The 19,428-nt window shown below is 43.5% G+C and carries 6 protein-coding genes; all 6 read right to left on the bottom strand.

What is annotated here, in order from left to right; all coding sequences use genetic code 11:
* Positions 1-53 precede the first annotated feature (53 nt).
* Positions 54-5,747 carry an eCIS core domain-containing protein gene (locus PQ469_RS27395; RefSeq protein ID WP_274210519.1) on the bottom strand — a complete coding sequence of 1,898 codons (5,694 nt, stop codon included), beginning with the start codon at positions 5,745-5,747 and terminating at the stop codon, positions 54-56.
* A gap of 78 nt (positions 5,748-5,825) precedes the next feature.
* Positions 5,826-7,289: a contractile injection system tape measure protein gene (locus PQ469_RS27390; RefSeq protein ID WP_274210518.1), complete on the bottom strand. Its 1,464-nt coding sequence runs from the start codon at positions 7,287-7,289 to the stop codon at positions 5,826-5,828.
* 18 nt (positions 7,290-7,307) lie between these two features.
* Positions 7,308-12,110, bottom strand: a complete 4,803-nt coding sequence (locus PQ469_RS27385) for a PKD domain-containing protein (protein WP_274210517.1) — start codon at positions 12,108-12,110, stop codon at positions 7,308-7,310.
* Positions 12,111-12,127: 17 nt separating this feature from the next.
* Positions 12,128-15,160: a baseplate wedge protein gene (locus tag PQ469_RS27380; protein WP_274210516.1), complete on the bottom strand. Its 3,033-nt coding sequence runs from the start codon at positions 15,158-15,160 to the stop codon at positions 12,128-12,130.
* Positions 15,161-15,178: 18 nt separating this feature from the next.
* The gene (locus PQ469_RS27375; RefSeq protein WP_274210515.1) at positions 15,179-18,958 is read right to left on the bottom strand and encodes a baseplate J/gp47 family protein; all 3,780 of its coding nucleotides are present in this window, start codon (positions 18,956-18,958) and stop codon (positions 15,179-15,181) included.
* 11 nt (positions 18,959-18,969) lie between these two features.
* Entirely contained in the window at positions 18,970-19,422 is a 453-nt protein-coding gene (locus tag PQ469_RS27370; RefSeq protein WP_090639751.1) for a GPW/gp25 family protein, read from the bottom strand.
* Positions 19,423-19,428: the final 6 nt, after the last annotated feature.

Raw genomic sequence — 19,428 nt, 5'->3', positions numbered from 1 at the left:
AGTTCTTAAAATACAAAAATTGGTATCTGCACTATTTTTCACGTTTGTTATAATTATGGTGTTGTGGGTGGTACCGGAGTTGCCGCCGGAGCGGTGCCCGGAGCAGGGGCTGCCCGTAAACTTGCTATTTTAGGGTCAAAATAAGTCGCCTTAAAAGTATCCAATTCGCTCTGTTCAAGTATATCAGCTCTTGGATAAAGATTATTAGCTTTCCTAAAGTCGTTCCATTTATCGGTTGCAATAACGGCGCCAAGCATTTCCCTGGCCGATCGGAGTAGTTCGGCCTTTACACGGCCCATTTTTGTACCAAAGTTTTTCTTCAGCGTTTTAAGGTGTGTGTTCGGGTTAATTGCATCGGGCCGGTAAGCTTCTCTGTTACCCTGGAACGATTCCCAGTTTTGTATTGAAGCTGGAACAACCGGAATATCTTCTATCTTATTCTTTTCAAATTCAAATAGCCGTTGCTGATCAAACGGCTCTTTTATCTTCCCTTTATTTGCTGCGTCATCGGCAATTCTCTTATCGATACTGGCGCGATAATTAATATCCTTGTAGAAAGCATCCCATGATGAACCGGCTTTAGCGGCTTCGGTTTTGGCGGCCGCCATGAGGTCGGCGAGCGATTTATAGGTAGTGCCAAGTCCTCCTTTAAGGTAATATACAGCCAGGCTTTCCTGCTTAATATCGCTTGTAACCGGTTTATTTACGAATATATCTTTATCCGGTAAATATTCTCCTGGATTTGCGCCCTTTTTGAGTTTTCTGGCAGTACAACTAAATGAACGTGGCAAACGCGCTTCGGCAGATATAATTTTATATTTCTGATCCAATTCGGGGTTGCCGGTATAGTTCGGATCCTGTGCCCTTATTTCGCCCAATAACTGGTTGGTCTTCGCAGAATCCTGGTAATTTACGGTTACAGTATACTCCATAATAGAATTGGCAGTAACCTCATCTTTTATCGGATTTTCAACATCCCTGAGGTGATCTCCGTTTGCGGTCTGCGTGATCGGAGTCAAATTTTGCCAGGTCGATCCGTCACCATGCAGGTTGTTGTTAAGCAAGTGTCCCGCTACATAGAAACTTCTTCCGTCTGGGTTTTCCTTTCTTAACAACAAATCGCGGTACATTTGACTATCAGCGCTAACGTCACTACCTGTAATACCCAATTTTGTAAGCGGTTTAATGGTCATACTGGTCGCAAATCCGGTATCGAGCCCGCCATACGTTGGAACCGGTGTGACCGGCAGATCGACTTCGGCAGTGGTTAGCGCACCGCCGTTTTTAAGCGATTCTTTGATCGATTCTAATTCTGTCAATATATGCTGCCGCAGCTCGTTTTCTTTTTGCGTTTTTTGCGGCTCAACAGCTGCTTCTATTTCGCCTTTTTTAGTTTTGATCTTATCTTTTAGCGTATTATTGTCTGTTTCGGCCTTAGCAAGCAATCCTGTTTTTACAGGGTCTGTGGCTACCTTTGGTTTTCCATCGGCAATTAGCTGCTCAATGGTTTTAGGGTTATTGCTCGCCACCATAATTAGCGGTGCGGCAGCTGTTCCCTCAACATATATTTCGTGTTGTTCACCATTCGGAAGTGTAAATTCTTTCTTGGCTTTCCACCAATCCATCACAGCAGCAATTGCATTTTTTCCCATTTCCAGCAGCTTGCTGCCTAGGTCAACCGCTTTATTTATCAGCCAGGTTATAGCTTCATCAACCAGTGCACGGGCGCTCACAATCAACTCGCCAATTCGGTGGCCTATCCCGCCAAGACCAACCTGGTTGGCCAGGAAGCCTATAACTATAGGCATAGCGCGGTGCAGTGCGCCTTCAAGGAAGTTAGCAGCCCTTGCGGTATTACCGCTGGCAATTTCAACCACGCCTTCCACGAACGAATTGACAACCTGTAACATTTCGCGCAGGTATTTTATGAAGGATTGTATGGCTTTGTAAAGTGCAATAGCGCTGTTAATAACTGCCATTATACCCGTTGGGTCAAGCATAGAGAGCAACTTGGCCGTAACCTTATTAACAATTTGCTCCATTACCCAGTTTTTAACACTACTGAGCACGGTGTCCCAAAGATTAGTCAGTTGTTCTTTAATCTTATCCCAAATAGCCTCAATACCTCGTTCCTGTACGTCTTTTATAAATGTCCATATTCCTTCAAGGGTATTGATTACGCTTCGGATCTTCGCAACTTTTTGCGGGCCAATTTTTGGATGCTCGGCAAGTTTCTTCCAAATGGTTTCCATCGATAGGTCAAGCACTGCCAGTATCCAGGTAATTACTCCCCGTAAGGTAGTATCCTTAAGTTCGGGTACGCCGGCATCCTTCAACTCACTCATTAGCCAGCCTGTAAGCCCGAAAATGAGGTGCTCAACAATATTGGTAAAGAACTGTGTAAAGCCTTCTTTAATCGCTTTCAATAAATTTTTGAGGAAGCCAATCGGATCGCGCTTGATCATTTCTATCGCCAGCATAGCTTTAGCTATAATGTTGCGGATCAGGTCGGTTGGGAAGTTCATGATCTGCATGATCACATCAATCACAATTTTGATGATCTCGATCACAAAAGCGATCAACCGCGCTATAGGCTCACCAAACCTGTGAATAATACGCTGGAAGGCTTCTATCGGGTGAATAAGATCATTTAAGCTGAACGAGTGCCACAGATCAATAAATAACTGTATAATCGATTCCGGCGTCATATTTAGCCGCTCTACTGCGGCGTTAACGCGTTGCGTCGTCCGGTCGATTGCTCCGGATTCCTTCATCTGGTTAAACTGCTCTTCGCCGCCTTCCATCAGGCTCATGAAGCCATGGATCACATTCTCGGTATTTCGCGGAACATTTGCTTTCGTAAACGGATCTTCGCCAATAATAACTGTAACCAGGAAATAGCCCCGCTGCGTACGCGCCCATGCCGAGAGGCGCACCATCAATACCTCTTTTATAAACCGGAGTATTGCGGCACCCACTTCGGTTACAAAATCCCATACCTTGCGTACCGGCGCCGCAAAAGTGTTATAAATCTCATTGAAAGTATCTATCGGATGCATCAGGCTGTTGATAGATACGTAGTCCCAGATATGGGCAATGCCGGCTTTTATGTCAGTATAGGCATTGCCAAATATCCGGATGTCCCGGTCGATATAATCTGCAACCTTTTTAAAGCTGCCCGTTTCCTGCATCTGCCGACGCTGTTCGCGGCCTTCTTCGCCGCCAAGTTCCAGCAATGCATTCAATATGGTTGTGCCGTTCCTGTCTACATGTTCATCGGTTACAGGATCTTGTCCTAAAATAACACACAGTAACGGATAGGCCGTAGTATGATCTTTGATAAACGATACCAGTTGGTTAAGCAGGAAGCGTTTAACAATGGCCAGCAACTCGGTCGCAGCGTTTACCGCAAAATTGATGATGCTGGTTATGGCATCATGTATAATGGTTCCTATCCGCTCAAATATCTGTTGAGGGTGCGCAAGGTCGGTAAGCGAAAGGTGGTTCCAGAAGCTTTCAACACTATTCTCAATCCCCTGTACTACAGATGTAATAGCAGCTATTTGTGTGTCAACCCATGCTTCGGCAGTTCTGAGTGCGCCAAGTTCTTCGAGTTTTTGGTGCAACAGGCGGCCACCCGGCATAATATCAAATGCGGCCTCAATAAAGTTATGGCCATTACGCTCAACCTGCTGATTGGTTATAGGGTCTTCGCCCAATACCACGCGCAGGGCCATATAGCCCGGTATGGCCATTGCAAAATCGCGGGCCTGGTTAAGTAAAAATTCCTTACCGGCTTCCAGTCCCTTGGCTACATAATCAACCGCCGAATTAATGACAGATAAAGCGCTATCAAACCATGAACATTGAATCTTTCTATCCGCCTTAAGCTGAACATCCGGCCCCTGCGGCTCATTGTGAGCGTATTCACCATCATGTTTTCGTTGTATCTCGTGGCTATGCGGCTCATAGTGTGCCTCATTTTCCTGTAGGTCATCCTCATGATGGCCTGGTTCTTCTTTAGCCTGTACAGCGGGTGTAACCGGCGGGCTATGTGTAAGCGCGCCGGCCGGATTAACGGCCCAGTTGCTTAGTTCGGGTTTGGCATGTACCTGTGTTTCTATGCTATCACCGGTGCTTTCTGCATCGCCGGAGGTTGTATCTTCTTTGCGGTTTACGTGGAATATTTGCTGCCGCATCTCCCTTAGCGTCTTTGGTTTTTCTTCAGCAGCAGTATCGCCCGAGCCAAGCTGCCCGTTCATCAGCATCAATGGATCAAAAAATGCTGTCCAGCTTTTTAGCGGATGATCCTTAACCTGGATTTGGGCGCCAAGGTTATTCTCGCCTGATGTATTTCCGTTTATAGTGGTAACTGTATCGCCAGTGGCTTTCTCCACCAGCGCATAGTGCGAAAATGCATTCCGGTAGGCTATATCGCCGGCTTTTGGAATATAGCCCGGCGGATACGCAGCGTTAACATCAACTGCCGGCGGCCCGCCTATTTCCCATCTCCTTAACGGTACACCGCCTTTGTGCAAACTCCAGAACGCGAAAATACCACACCAACTTGGCATAGCATCCCTAACGTACGGACCGGCGGCCGGCCTTGGGTTTGCAGGCGGCAGCGCATTATCAATTTTTCTTTCTTTTTTAATATCGCCTTCGGAAACGGCACCCTGCGAACCGGGTTGCCCTTCGGCAACAACTTTATCCTGGCCCAGGGTGGTTTTAAAATATTCAACAAGCCTTTGCCAGCCCGTACGGAATCCATCAGGACCAGCCTCATTTGCATTTACTTTACCTACTTCGCCTTTGGCTTTGGCTACGGCATTATTTAATTGAGAGGGCACAGGTCTGTCATGAGCCTGGCGTTGTATAATGGGTTTTCGGGATACAGCACTTCCCTGGGCAGGTTGAGAGACGCTGCCTTGCTGTATAGTATGTGTAAGCTCATGTGCAAGCAATAAGCCACCACTATCAGTACCGGGCTGAAATTTGCCGGTATTGAAATAAATATCGCTGCCATGCGTAAATGCCTGGGCGTTTATGCTGCTGCTTAAGGTTTCGGCTGTTGCGCCGGTATGAATACGCACACCGCTGAAATCAGTATTGAAACGCGAGTTCATGCTCGCCATCGTGTCAGACGGCAAAGCGCTGCCATTCCCCTTACTTGAGGAAAGTGACGATTCAAAGCTGGAACTTGCTGCCGGCGGCCCACGGTTACTTTCGGCCTGGCCGGGGCTGCGGCATAATGGGAGTGATTTTAATGATAAGTGGCCTTCACTATGCTGACCGGATGGTGCATTGTCGCTGTTATCCGATACAAATTCGTCGCTGTTGCTGCTACGCTGCACAAACGGCATTAGCCTTGGGCTGATGATGGTTCCCTGCTGTTTGCATTGCAGCGAAGTGATAGAAGGGGTTTCCAGTTTGGGGTGCACTGTATGTTCTTCCTCTTCTTTCCGTTGCAGGTCTTCGCCCTGTTGGGGGTTGGTATTAACGGGGGCGGCTACCGGTTCCGGCATGCGCATTACCTGGTCGGCCACCTGGTCAGCTTCTTTTTCGTGGGGATCATCGGGCGTGCTTACAGATAATTTGGGCTGAACAGCAGCCCCACCAAAAAATGCTGGTTTATCATTCGACTGAAAAAACGAAGGCTCCTCGGCCTTCCGGAAAAAACAATTCCCATCCGCCTTTTTTGGGGCGATGTGATTTGTTTTAGCCGTTTTTTCGGTGGTTGATACCATATTAAAAAGTAAAAACTAATGCGTTAAAGCTTAACTATCAATTGTTATGTCCTTTTTCGATTTACTAATAAGATTAATTTATACCCACTCAACATATAATATATTTTTCATCCAGGGCAGCTTTACCATACTGATATTCCAGGGAAGATGTTCCAGTAAAACATCCAGGGAGTTTTGCTGTACTTTAAGGCGCGGGCCATTATCTTTAAAAGTAAGCTTTCCATCGCGCAGTAAAAATGTGCTGCGCAAGGTGTCATTCGACGTGTTTTTCAAGATCGGCCAGTTAGCTACAATGGAGCTAAGCAACTCATCTATCATTGCAACATCGTCGGCGGTAACCATATACCGGTATTTAAGTGCATCTTTCACGTCGAGACCGCAAAGCAGTTTTGGCAAAACAATTTCGAATTCGGCAAACGCATCAAAACCTTTGCTGATATAATTTAACAGGGTAATTGCTTTGGTTAAATCAGTTATTTTATCGTCCTCTACAATACCTGCTTTTCTGAAAAACATGCCTAAATAAGGCGCAATAATTACAAGGCCGCTATTGTTGATATAGATAGCATCCTTAATTGGAGTGTTTTCTGCTTCTTCTGCTTTTTCCTTTGCGTTATCTGGTTTTCCTGCTTCTGTTGTTTGTAAATTTTTTTCATTTGTGCTACTATCCTGGTTGCCAGTCAATGCCAACGTTGTTTTCAGCTCTTCATTTTTTATTTTGTTGATCAATTTCGCAGCATCTGCCGCGAAGTTTTTATCGAATGAAATAAAGTGCAGCCAAACCCCGGCTGTAAAAGAACTTACAAATTGCTTGTTTATCCCGATAAGATTAAATGCCAATTGGGTAGCTTTATAAAACGATAGGCTTTTCAAAAGACTTTTTTTATACAAAAAAGAGGTTTGGCGTTTATCAAAGGCTGGTTTTTCGCCAGCAATAAAAGTGAAATAATCCTTTTGCCAGGCTGTGGTAATGGAATTATCAACCCACCCCGGCAACAATTTAAAAAAGTTCCAAAAAGTAGCGTCTTCAAAATCATTACATATGCGGGCCACAACTGTTTCGCGTTTTAATAAGATCAGCAAGGCATCCGCCATACTACCAGGAATTTCACTTTTAACCTGTCTTATTATCAGTTCATTAAGCTGTTGCCTGGTGCTTATTGCCGCCCACCACGGCAAATACCCGTTCTCCAGGTAATACAACAAAGTTTCGGCAAAACGCTTTTCAATAGTTGGTGGTTGTTCAGTGTCATTAACCAAAGCAAGCTTTTCCAGCAGCAATTTTTCCAGTTGCAGCATTATTTTACCGGTGAGCCCATCATTTAGGTCGCTGGCACCAATATTAATTTCGCAAATTAGTTTATCTATTGAAACAACATTTTGTGGCGGACTGTGCTTATCCAGCAAACTTTCCAGCGCAGGTAAAAAATTGTGCTCAACTATATCCTCCGTTGTTTTTTTTATTGCAATACCATCCACGTTGCCGTTATACTGCAATTGAAATGAAAGATTACCAATGTTATTTTCAGTTTCTAAAAACATAGAAAGTCAATACATTTTTTATGCTACAAACAGTTTAATGATTTTCTTTAATACGGCCACATAATTAGTTTTAGTTGTGTTTTCGTTGTTTGACGCAACCCGCTGTATTTCTTCTTTGAGGCCATCGTCCAACTTATTCATTTGGCTAATGGCGATAGCCAATTGTTGCTTCTGGTCTGCTGTTGCTTTTTTAACCATCGCTAAAAACGCTTCGCAAAAAGCGCCGAGGGTATTTAATGCATCGGCCATTGGAACTTTGGCTTTGCTGATGTCATCAGGCTGAATACAGGCGATATGTTCTATCAGCTGTGATAGTATTTTCACCAAGGCTGCTGTTAACCCGGCAAGCGCGATGTTTTTTTCAAGCAATTTGGTAAGCATGTCTATCCATTTAGGTATCAGGTCTGTAGCTTTGCGCTTTTTAAATAAGGCTACCTGGTCCTCCATGCTCAATCCATCTGCGCCGCTAAGGCTTTCAAAAAACGGCTTCAATTCGGTAGTTAATACCGGGAAGGCCCTTACAAAAGCCGAATAGTTTTTTGTGTCTATTTCTTTCAGTCCGTTAAACTGCTCTAAAATACCGGCTACCGGCAGGCAAGTTTTGGTAATTAGCTGCTGTCCTACAATAACAGGCTGTGTTATAAAGCCTTTACACATGTCGGCGTTTGATGCCCGCAGAGTAACATTAATGGTTCCCGCCAAGCTAAATGTCTTGATTGGGTCTCTCTCGTCAGATGTGCCCTGTGTATCAAATATCCATTGAAATTTATCAGCATTTTCAGTTTCATTTATAAACTGAACACTAAAAGGAGAATCACCGCCCGGCGCTGTTGAAAATTTGACAATTGGTGCGCTGTACAGTGTTACCTCAACGGTTTTTTGCACTCCATTTAACGTATTTGTAAAAATTACTGGCCTTGTTACGCCTGGAAACACCGGAACAGAAGACGGCGTAAATATATAAGAACCGTCTGCGAGCTGGTTTACACCGTCGCCGGTCACCGTGCCACCATCTGCGCCTACTGAGATTGGGTAAGGTTTAGTATCCTGGATACAGAATAATTTAGGAATTATATCAATCTCGGGCTTGGGTAATTGAACGTTATAATTAATAGTCTTTGGAATACCTTTACAATCGCTGTTATAAACCTCCAGGGTTATTGGGTAATCGCCTTCGGTTGTATAAGTGTGCGGTGGCGGTGTTGCATCGGTAGATGCCGGTGTCAAGTCGCCAAAAGTCCACTGATAGCCGGTAACGTACGCTGGCGACTTATTGATAAATGCAACAGTGCCTGGTTTATCTGTTTGCGGCACAATTGCAAAATCGGCTGTCGGCTGCTGATATACGGTTATATCAAGTTGTTTATTTTTTGTTCCTTTATGGGCAGTAAGTGTAATTTTTTTACTTGCAGCCCCGTTCATCGCAACTTTATTTGCTGCAAATACAAAATTTCCTCCTCCCTGATCTACAGCTCCTTCGCCATCAACTGTTGCTCCGTCCGGAGCAACTGATATTTGGTAGGGTGTATCATCATTACTGCAAAAGACAGACTTACTCATACTGATGGTTACATCAGGAGTATTGATTGTGACTTCTTTAGATATTTTATCGTTACAAATGTTATTATTTGATATCGAAAGTGTGATAGTAAACGCACCATCAGAAGTATAGTTATGCGGTGCCGGATCTTTATCAAGGGATGCCTGGTTGTCTCCAAAATCCCATGAATATTTATCAGCAAAAGCAGATGATTTATTGGTAATAGTAACGGTTGTTTCTCCTTCTATAGGCACCGCATCAAAATCAGCTACTGGTTTTTGATAAACAGTTACTTTTGTTGTAATACTTTGGCCGAAAGCCTTATACGTTAAAGTAATGTCTCGTGCTTTATCTGCAGCAGCAAACGTAATAACCGATGGGGTAAACACAAATTTACCCTCAGCAGTTTTAGAGGTTCCTTCGCCCGTTATTTCGCCACCATCGGGTGTAACCTTAATATCATAAGTTTTGTCGTCTGCTCCGCAGAAAACGCCGGGCGGAACAGCTGTGGTAAGCGGTTCGGCAACTTCGTTAACGGTAAATTGTATTGGCGGACAGTCGGAGCAACACATATACGGCAGGTAAAAATCGGCTATCACTATACCATTCCCTATTTCGGCTACCGCATCTGCCAATGGGCTTTGTGTTGCATTTATACCTTGCAACAATATTCCAAGTTCATCAAGTTCTGCCTGGTTTTCGGTTTTAAATGCATTAATATCATCAAAGTGCGACGCCGGTCCGGTGTATTCAGGCGCATTAATTTCAAAACCACCTTGAAATTTTGGCGCGTCGGCAATCACTTTACCACCGGTGGCTTCTTCCATATTAATTGGGGCGCCCGCCTGTGGAGCTGCCGGTGGTTGCTGAATATTGGGTGCAGCAAGACCAAAAAGCTTTAAAACTTCCTGCGGGCTCTGGTTGGCTTTTGCAAGCACCGCATCAGCGGCTTGTTCCCTGGCAGCATTAGCGAGAGTGGCCGCATTGTTTGTAGTTGGATCAGGAACTGGTACTTCATGATAAACCATTACAAAGGTACCGCCCATGGGTACCCCGGCTTTATGCTGTATGCCGGGATGTTTACGCGCAAAATACCCAAACTTTTGCAGCATCATAATGTGCACCCAACGTAAAAGATAATCCTTATAAAGTGCTTCAATCGGCTTTTGAACGCACATTCCTATCAGCTTTTTAAGCTGCTCCAACGTTTCAAGGCTAACACTGTCGTTTTCCGTTTGGTTGCTAAGAGTATCTTTGATATCGGTAGCTATCGAGATCATCCTTTTATAGGCCTCTGTAAAAGCAGCGAAGTTGAAGTTGCCTAATGATGAGGTGAATGTTTCAAAGAACTGCTCGATATAAAGCAGGAAAAAGAAATATATGTTGATAGGTGTAAAACCCTGCTTATCAAAAGAGCGGTACATAAATGCGATACCATCCTTTTTATAATTGGCGTAGAATTTTTCGAAGAAAAAACCAAATGTAGCAGGCTGTACATAATACCCGGGATTGCATTTAAGTACCAGCGGCACTTTTGAAAGGAGGGTATCGCCGGTAGTGCCGGGCTCGTTAAGCTGGTAAAAATACAGCATCGTACGGCACAGCTGACAAGTAATTTCGGCTATAAGGGTATCATAAAGGGTATCGATATCCTGGAACTGGCATGGCGTTTTTATCCGGTCGGCATATTTTTCAACAAGCGCGGCAACAGTACTGGTTTTGCCCAGGTCGGCCAGCGCAGTTTTGAGCGATTCCAGGTCGGTACCAAGGGCTACTACATCAAAAGGAAGGCGGTTTTTATTTCTTAGGCCTACTATGCTTTTTAATGCTGTTGTATAATTCATCCCTATATGGCCTTCTACCCGTAAAAAATTATAGGGTTCCAGGTCATAATTAAGCGGGTTCAGTACGTAATCGTCTGTGGCATATAAGTTGGAATTATATGATAAGTTTTGATCGGCCTCTCCATCGGCCGTTTTTTCAATATCCCAATTATCAACCAGGGAACCTGTGCCCTCAACCGGCATATAATAAAACGGGATAGCCTTTTTTGCCAAAGGATATTTCCCCAGGCTGCTCGGCGTTATCCTGATGTTGTTATTTAACTGGCGTGCTTTTAATTGTTCTGGCGTGTACAAATCGCCGAAGTTGCCCGTAACACCATACGCGGCGTAGAAGTTTTGCAGCAAAAGCTGGATGCGTTTAAATAACCAGCGCAGCCGGTTGGTTTGCTTGCAATGGCACTCCATCACCGGCGATGGGATAAAATATTGCCTGTTAACAAGCGGCGGATTAGCATTATCCTGAATGACATTGCCCAACAGTAAATGGAGCCTGAACAGGTTGGCATCGGGGCAGCACAAACTCAGCGCTTCGATACCGGTTTCCCGGAGTTCGCTGTATGCCAGTTCAACGTCGCTGAAAAGATCATAGTAATATTGATAGTTGATGGCCTCCAATTCGGTTAAGCTTCCGTTGTTGAGGAATGCCATATTTGAGCTCAATTGAGCAAACGGATTAGTTGGATAGATATCTTTAATAACCGGCTGCAGGTTATTATAGGTTTGGGTTAACGCATTTTGAACGTTATCAATAAACGAGGTTGATAATATTTTACGATAAACATCAAGTACCTGGGCGGTTGACTGTAGTAGGGTAGCGGGTACGTTATATCGCGGCATTTTTAGTTTGGGCAGCGTTTTATAGGCGGTGCCGGAATCTCCGTAATCGGCACCGGCGGTTTTAAGTTTTGCAGCATCGTCGATGCTGATTAGTAAGGGCCTGAAAGTGATGTCGATATTTTTCCCTTTGTCATCACAGCTTCCAGGATCGCAATTTTTTGCCTGATCTTCCAAAAGCTCAACATAAAGCATCACTACTTTATCTTTCAGGTAGTCTTTACTCAATGGGGTCGCGCCTTCAACCACTGCAGTTTCAAAAAGCTGGGCCAGCTTATAGCGTTGGGTTTTGCTTACGCCATCAACAAACTTTTCGTAATAAAGCGGCTTAAGGGCGTTATAGTCGTTATATTGTGTAAATGTTGTTTTAGGGAAAGTGATCAAATACCCTCCTGATGTTATACCACAACCGGCGCTTATGGTAAGCTGGGTATAACTCGCGTTTAACGATACCTCCAAACCGCATACAATGCCTACTCCAATAAGGTTTGTCCGCGTTAACCTATCCTGCTCGTCAAGATAGTTAAACATATCGTTGAGGTTACTGCTCGTGAGTATTTGATCTGGTACAAACTCAGGATAGTTAAATTGCGTTGGCTGCATGACAAATTATTTTTAAATTAAATAACAGTTTTGTTTAAATAAACACGGTTTTGATCGTCTCCGTCCACACAATCGTGCAATGAGGCTTTAGGATAAATATTTTTTAACTGGCTAAATTCATCTAATAAGCTTTTTAGCTTATTACTTAGCTGCACAGCATCAGGAGTGGCTTTTGCAAGTTCATTTTCCCAGCCGCAGTACAATGTTTCAAAGGTTTGCAATTGGGCGGTTGAAACCCAGCAAATTTTAATGCCTAAATGGGCCGGTATCTCCATCCGTATGGCGTTTTCGGCAAACCGGCGGAATTGCAGGCCTTCATTTGTAAGCCCGTTCGACCCATTCATTACAACAGTTAAGCGGAAGCTATATGGATCTTCATCGCCGCAAACATTGCAATCGGCAGTAATACAGATGGGTAATAAAGCATCGCCGGCAGGGATGAGCCCTCCCGGTAAATTGCGTGGCCTTAGCAGTAAATGCTCCACAATAAAAATCTTGTTGGCCTCAGCTACGCCCTTTATAAAAGCTACAATTTTATTTATGTGAGCAGTGGCGTCAACTTTTTTGGCAAAGGATGCTGCGCTTACAGCTACGACCTGGCTGGCGCCGTTTTTAACTATCACATGCCATTCTGTGTCTTTCTTTACATCGTATTTTGAGACATCAGTAAGGAGATTTAATAAATTATTGGCATCACATTTCGCCGTTACCCTGGCATCTTCGGGGGTATAATTAAGATAGTTTTTGTTGCTTAACAACCATGCTGTACCATTATCGTCAGTAATATTCCAATAACGCGCTGTGGCATTGCCCGATGTATCAGTGACATCGGTTATATCCACATAATCGTCAAACTGCTTAAGCCCTAAAACCTGCTCAATGCGTTTTTTAATACCGGCTATGTTGTTGTCGCTGCAAATATTTGATGCATCCTTATAATTATAGGCTTTTGCACGATTACTGCCTGCAAAGGGTATATCTTTTATAAAGGCTATCTTATCCTTAATTAATATCTCGTCGGCAATTTTTTTACTGTCGCTGTAGCTGTACAGCATTAAGGCGTAGTCATTAAACTGCTCGCCAAAACGCGCCATAAGGTGATCCAAAAAACGGTTCCGCCTATCTAAAAAAGTGGTTTGGCTTTCGCTGATAGATTGCAGATCGGTTTCTGATATGGTAAATACATCTTCAATGTCTTTTATTATAGAGTTATCCAGTTTGTGGCTGTAATAAGTTTTGTTGATTGCCGTACTTAACGAAAACAGGTCTTTCACGTGGCTTAGCTGCTCCAGGTAGCCGGCAAGTAATTGCTCATAAAAAAGTAAATAAGCCTTAAGTTGTTTTGCCTGGGCTTTGCGCTGGTTAGTTACATTTTGCGGCAGGCCAAAATAACCAACACCATAAGTAAGCGGCAGCGAATATTGTACAGGGTAATAATCTGTTAGTTCGTAATATGATCCCACCGGTACCGGTATAAGATTATCGCCGGCGGAAAATTTGGGCCGTATATTGTTACCTTTAATTACGTTAAGCGTATCATTTAATTCGGCCTTATCCGGCAAAAAGGGCAGGCCATTTTTAAACACCAGGAATTTACTGCCATTAATATACAGCCGCGCCTGTTTACCGGGCTCCACAGGCAAAACCCATGCTTCGCCTTTTAACCGGTGGCCTTCGCTATCATAAGGCGACAATATTAAACCGCGTACCGCCAGTACGCCGGGAATATTCATGAGTATGGCATAAATATCCGACGTGTGTAATTCGGTTTTTAATTGCGCGGCCAGTAATTGCTCATCTTTTATAAACCCGCTGTTTAACGCCGGGCCGTTAAATATTTCATCCACCGAAAAACCGGCTTTCACCATTTCGGCGAGTGAATAAAAATCAACATCAGGGCTAAAATATTGATCGATGAGAAAATATGCCTGTGCTAAAACCTGCTCAATATCGCTTTCGGGGCTTACATCCAAATCGGCACAAACAGCTACATCTTCAGTTTCGACGGCTGTAATGGTGCAATAATCCTCACAAAGATTTCTATGCGCCATCAACGTATCGCGCACGTTTTTTATGATAACAGCAGCAGCTTTAACCTTACCATAATAATTGGGAATAATGCCCTGGTCGGCAATATCATTTATGGCAGTTTTAATATCAGCCAGTTGTATCGCTTTTCTGTCGGCATCACTGTTAAACCAAATAGTAAACGGCACGTCTTCCATCAGCCTTTGATTGCCGCCAGGTAAGGTTACCTTTGCAGGATCAAGCGTAATATTAAATGTAGCAAACAGCGGATTGCGCAGTCCCTTTCCCAGGTCGGATTGCGGAATATCGGTATTGTCGCCTTTATTGCCCGATATAAACTTGGTATCCACGCTTTGAACATCACCTGCAGGCACAGTAAAAAATGTCATTGCCGTATCGTCATCCTCCAGGCTTTTAAAAGATGGCAAACGCATTTCAATTACTGCTGATGAGGTGATATTATTAACCACATCGCTTATAAAACTAAAGGGGTGTAAAATTTTACCGCTGTTTAAATCGCCTGCGGTAACATCATCCTCAAACTCAACCTTTACATCGTACATCCCCTTTATTATAATGGGATGTTCGGTTGCACTATATTGTAACTCACTTTTTAGGCAATTGGCGTATAAAAATATATCGCATGGGCATTTAAGGCAGTGCAGCCAGGCATTTTTTACGCCATTAACATCAATAATCAGTTTGCGATAATCGTTTGTTGTCCAGGGATTTACAGTTAATATGTTTTTGGCGGTGTAAAATGCCTGCAAATCAGGATCGGGGGCCTGTTTAGGAGGTAATGCTAAAATATCTTTTATATCAAATGACGAGCGGTAACCAAGGTCGGTTATGGCATAACATAATGCTTCGAGTATAGTGATACCCGGATCGTGAATATTGTAATCTGTCCACAATTTATTGCCCAGGGCCTCAATATAGTCCATTCCCTGCGCCCGCAGATAGTTGTAATCCTCTGCCGGGGGCGTTTTTGGATTTTTATATATGGTTACATTATCTGCCATCTCAATTGGTTGATATAGTTATATGCTTATCATATTAAAAGGGTCTGCGCACTTTGAATTGTTCTGGGCTGCTGCCACATCGGGTATTTCTGTTATATTGTGCTTATCGGCCGGTACAGAAACCAGGATGGATATGGATGTTGTTGCCTCGATTTCTTCCTGGTCCTGCGGCATAACATTCGGATCGCTGCCGAGCAGGAATAGCTGTACATCGGTTATATAATCGACATAATATTGTGCTTCAATAAAATTGATCAATACCGATTTTTCAATTTTGCCACCAAACTGTACATCGTCGGCCTGCCCATACGCCCATGGGCTCAGGTACCTGGTAATACTGTCCTTAAGTAATTTGCTGTAATAACTGTAATCGCGCCCCTCATATAATTTCAACTTGAATACAAGTTGCACCTCTTCAAAAATGGGGTTGTTAACATTCAGGTTAACCTGGCACGAAATCCGTTGCTGCAGGTACGCCTGTATTTGCGTAATAGTATCGGCATTAGTGTAGGGCCTTAACGGATTTATTTCGTTATGATTAGTCAGGTCGGGTATGGTAATTACGGTAACATATCCCGGTGCATCTTCATACAGTTTGCCGTTTTCATATTTGGTATGATTAAGGCACTTAACCCGGTGTATTTCGGGGAAGGCTTCCAGCACTAAGCGTTCGTAATCCCATATGGTAATTGCGCGGTCCTTATGGCGTAGTCTTTCGCTCGCACGCACATAAAAATGCGTGTTGTCTTCAACAGGCTTACCCTCAAACGACGGATATGGCTGCGTTATTTTTTTTATAGCTGTTTGCGCGTTGGCCAGTTTACTTATGGTGTTACCGGGTAAGGCGGTGCTTAAAAACGCCGGATCGTTCCCATTATCGGCAAAGGTAACCTGTGCTGCTTGTGCCAATACATTCAGCAGTTTACACACCGCGCCTGGCTTATTGGAGCCTGCCGGGGCAGCGGGATCCGTTGGTATGGATATAGATGCCTTTATCCACAAATAACCGGCAGGCATAATGGTATTATCAGTTGTTGCCCCTTCGGGGATCTGGAAAGAAATTATGCCGGATTGCCTTAGATAAGCGGTACCATCTACCACCTGCTGATCGGTAAAAGCTTTCCATTGGTTGCTTGACAGGTAGTTCCATGAAATCAGTTTCTTATAAATGGAAACCACCGGATCGCTTGTGCCTTCCAATACCTGGAAAAGTATGTTTACACTTTGCTGGGCTGCTAAATTATCCAGGCCTATAAAAAATTCTGCTACATCATCTGCCGGAGAGTTTTCTTCTGCATGATTAAATTGAGGCAGCATGAAAACGCTCTCATCAGGGTTTAACGTTTTACTTTGCTCGGCCTCGCCAAATGGTGATAAGTGGTAGTATTGAATAGCCCTGCCGTCAAAAGCTTTTTGATCGTTGGTGCCTATTTTATAATTCGTTACCGCATTATAGCTGATATAAATTGACTTGATGGTAGGCGAATATGGTTTGAACGGAACGCCATCAGTAGATGTCCACGTTTTATTAGCCAGTTTAATAAGGTAAGTAACCTGGTCTGCCTGGTAGGTATCAAACCCAAGGTCCGCATCAAGTGTTATTTTTAAAAAGCCCTGGTTGGTTTTTGTATCATAGGGTTCATAGGAGTCGGTATAGTTTACAACCGTTCCGTCATCCAAAGCAAAACGCTCATAGGCAGTAGTAAGCACAGGATTTGAAGACGATCCCCAGCTAAACAACAATAAATTTTTTTTGGGTGTCGAGCTGCCATCGGGTGCCCACGTTCCGTTCTTTATAAATTGCACGTAGGTAGCCGGCAAATAATTACTTGACGGATACGAAATTTTAGCTGAGGCCGGCATATTTGCCCATTCTATATTCATTAAAACTACCGCGCCTTTTTTTGTAAATAATTCCTGGTTGCCGATAATAAATGATGCCCCCGGTTTTGGGATAGCACCAAATGGCTGAAAGGGTTTTGATGAATCGATTAATCCGCTATCGCCTGATATTTGAAGCTGTTTTATTCCATTTTGGTTAAATGAAATGCCATTTCCTCCAACAGAAACGTTTATCTCTACCGATGTTAAGGACCGGTCTTTCAAATCATCATATTGGTAAGCAGTAGCATCTTCATTTTTTAGATAAACTTTTAAAATTGGGAAAAGGCTTTTAAAAGTACCCCCATGCACCTTTGGGTTATAGTTAACCACCGCAGGGTCGTTTCCCTGTAAAATGAAATAAACAGCCGAGCATTCCTTTGCTGCGCTATTATTTTGCTTGTTTATTACTTTAACAGAGGTATCTGGCACCTTGTACCATCCCTTCGCTGTTGTAACATAACAATCAACCGCTGTGTTAACAGGCAAAAATTGATTTGCACCGGCAAACTCCAGGTTTAAATTAACTTCCCGTTGTCCCTCGTTCAAAAACAAATAATGGCTGGCAATTGCAAAACCTATTTGCGCTTTTGGCATATCGATAGCCGATAGCGCACCATCAAAATATTCTTTATTGTAAAAAGGATGCCATTCGCCATTCAATGTTTTTAATTTGGCGCCCAAACCATCGGCACTGTTGGCAACCGGCGATGCAAACCAGCGCCCTTTGTTAATTACCGTACCGATATTGTCTTTATCATCGCCCCGATATATGCTCATCAATTTGGCTACGCCCGCTTTATTAAATACAGTATCCGCGTCAAGCGTAAAGGTTACATCTTTTCCCAGGGCATCTTTTCCAGCTTTAAAAGCGGAGCCTTTGGCCAGCATAAATTCGTCAACCTGTTTGGCAAGTTCAATTATCACATGGGCATGGCTGGGGTTTGCTTTTTTAGGAGTAAGCTTTAGTACTTCTTTATAATAAAAATCAAGATGCCGTTGCGTTAACGTGTTAAGGCTTTGTTTAGCATATTTAAACAGCTTAAGAAAAGTAATGAATAATGCATAATGTGGGGTATGCGTGCTATCATTTGTAAGTGTAACCAGCAACTGGCCTTCGGCCTCGTTGATGATGCGGGTGTAGGTTTGCAGGTATGTATCAAAAATGCCCGTAAACAAATTGTGCCTCGAAAGGTGTATTATTTTCTTCTCAACCGCCGGGTCGGGTCCAAAAACCTTTGGATTTGGTGTTAAGCTGTTATAAAGATCATGCAATGATGCGCTACCGTTAAGCCAAAGCGGCGATACACTTTCGGAAGTTAAAATTGCCTGTGGGTTTTGAGCACCGCGGTTCAGTATGGTCCATTTACTGTTATCACTCTCTTTTACAAGCGTTAACAGGGGATTACTGTTATATGCCGATTTATAAAAAGTTAAAAGAGAAGCAAACGGCGCCTGGAGCTTTGTTTTTATCAGATTGGTAATGATAGCCTTTAATGGGCTGCTCTCCGGAAGCTGGATGCAGTAGCTATCGAGCGCCAATGTCAGGCTTAAAATACCGCTGAACAGTGCGTTTAAATTTGTTCTTAAGAGGTCGGTTTGGGTTTTATTTGCCGGGTTATGTATTGCATCAAATTTCTCCTTTATCGCAAGGCGGTACTCATTGATATCCTGTATGGCCACGGTGCCTAATATGGCCGAGATATCTGAGTTAAAAAACGGCTGCCAGTTATTAGTTTGGTTATTGTTTACATCAAAATATTTTACAAAACCGGCAAACTGATTGGCAAAAACTATCCATTCTTTGTAATCGCGCTCATCTATCGATACATAATCGCTTTTGAGCGCGGCAAGCTGGCGTTGCTGCTGGTCGGTTCCACCACGCTGTAAAGGATTTTTATATTCGTTGCAGGCCATATTTTTGTTGTTTAGGCTACCTGTGTATTTGTTGTTATAATTTGAATTTCGGTCCCCTCGTCAATATAATAAGGGTAAACAAAGTTGAACCTGGAGTTAGTGCTGCGTACGATGTAGTCAATCTCTATCAGCACTATACCTTCGGCGTCATTCTGGATATCCATACTTATATTTTTTGCGTCTATCCTGGGCTCAAAATAAAGGATGGCTGTTTGTATCCTGTCTATCATTATAGTTTTTACAGTGGTGTTCAACGGCTCAAAAACCAGGTCGACCATATCACAGCCATATTTGGGCTCCATAATCCGCTCACCAACCGTAGTCGTTAGCAGTATTTCAAGGCTTTTTTGTATATCAAGTTCCTTCTCTGTTACTTCCACGCTTTTACTGTTGATGTTAAAAGTGGGCGGGAAGCTCCAGCCTTTGCCTAAAAAATCGTTGTTTGTAAATGCTTGCTTTGCCAAGGTTCA

Source organism: Mucilaginibacter sp. KACC 22773, from assembly GCF_028736215.1.
GTDB lineage: Bacteria > Bacteroidota > Bacteroidia > Sphingobacteriales > Sphingobacteriaceae > Mucilaginibacter.
Note: the sequence above shows the minus strand (reverse complement) of the source record. Positions and strands in the feature narration are given on the sequence as shown.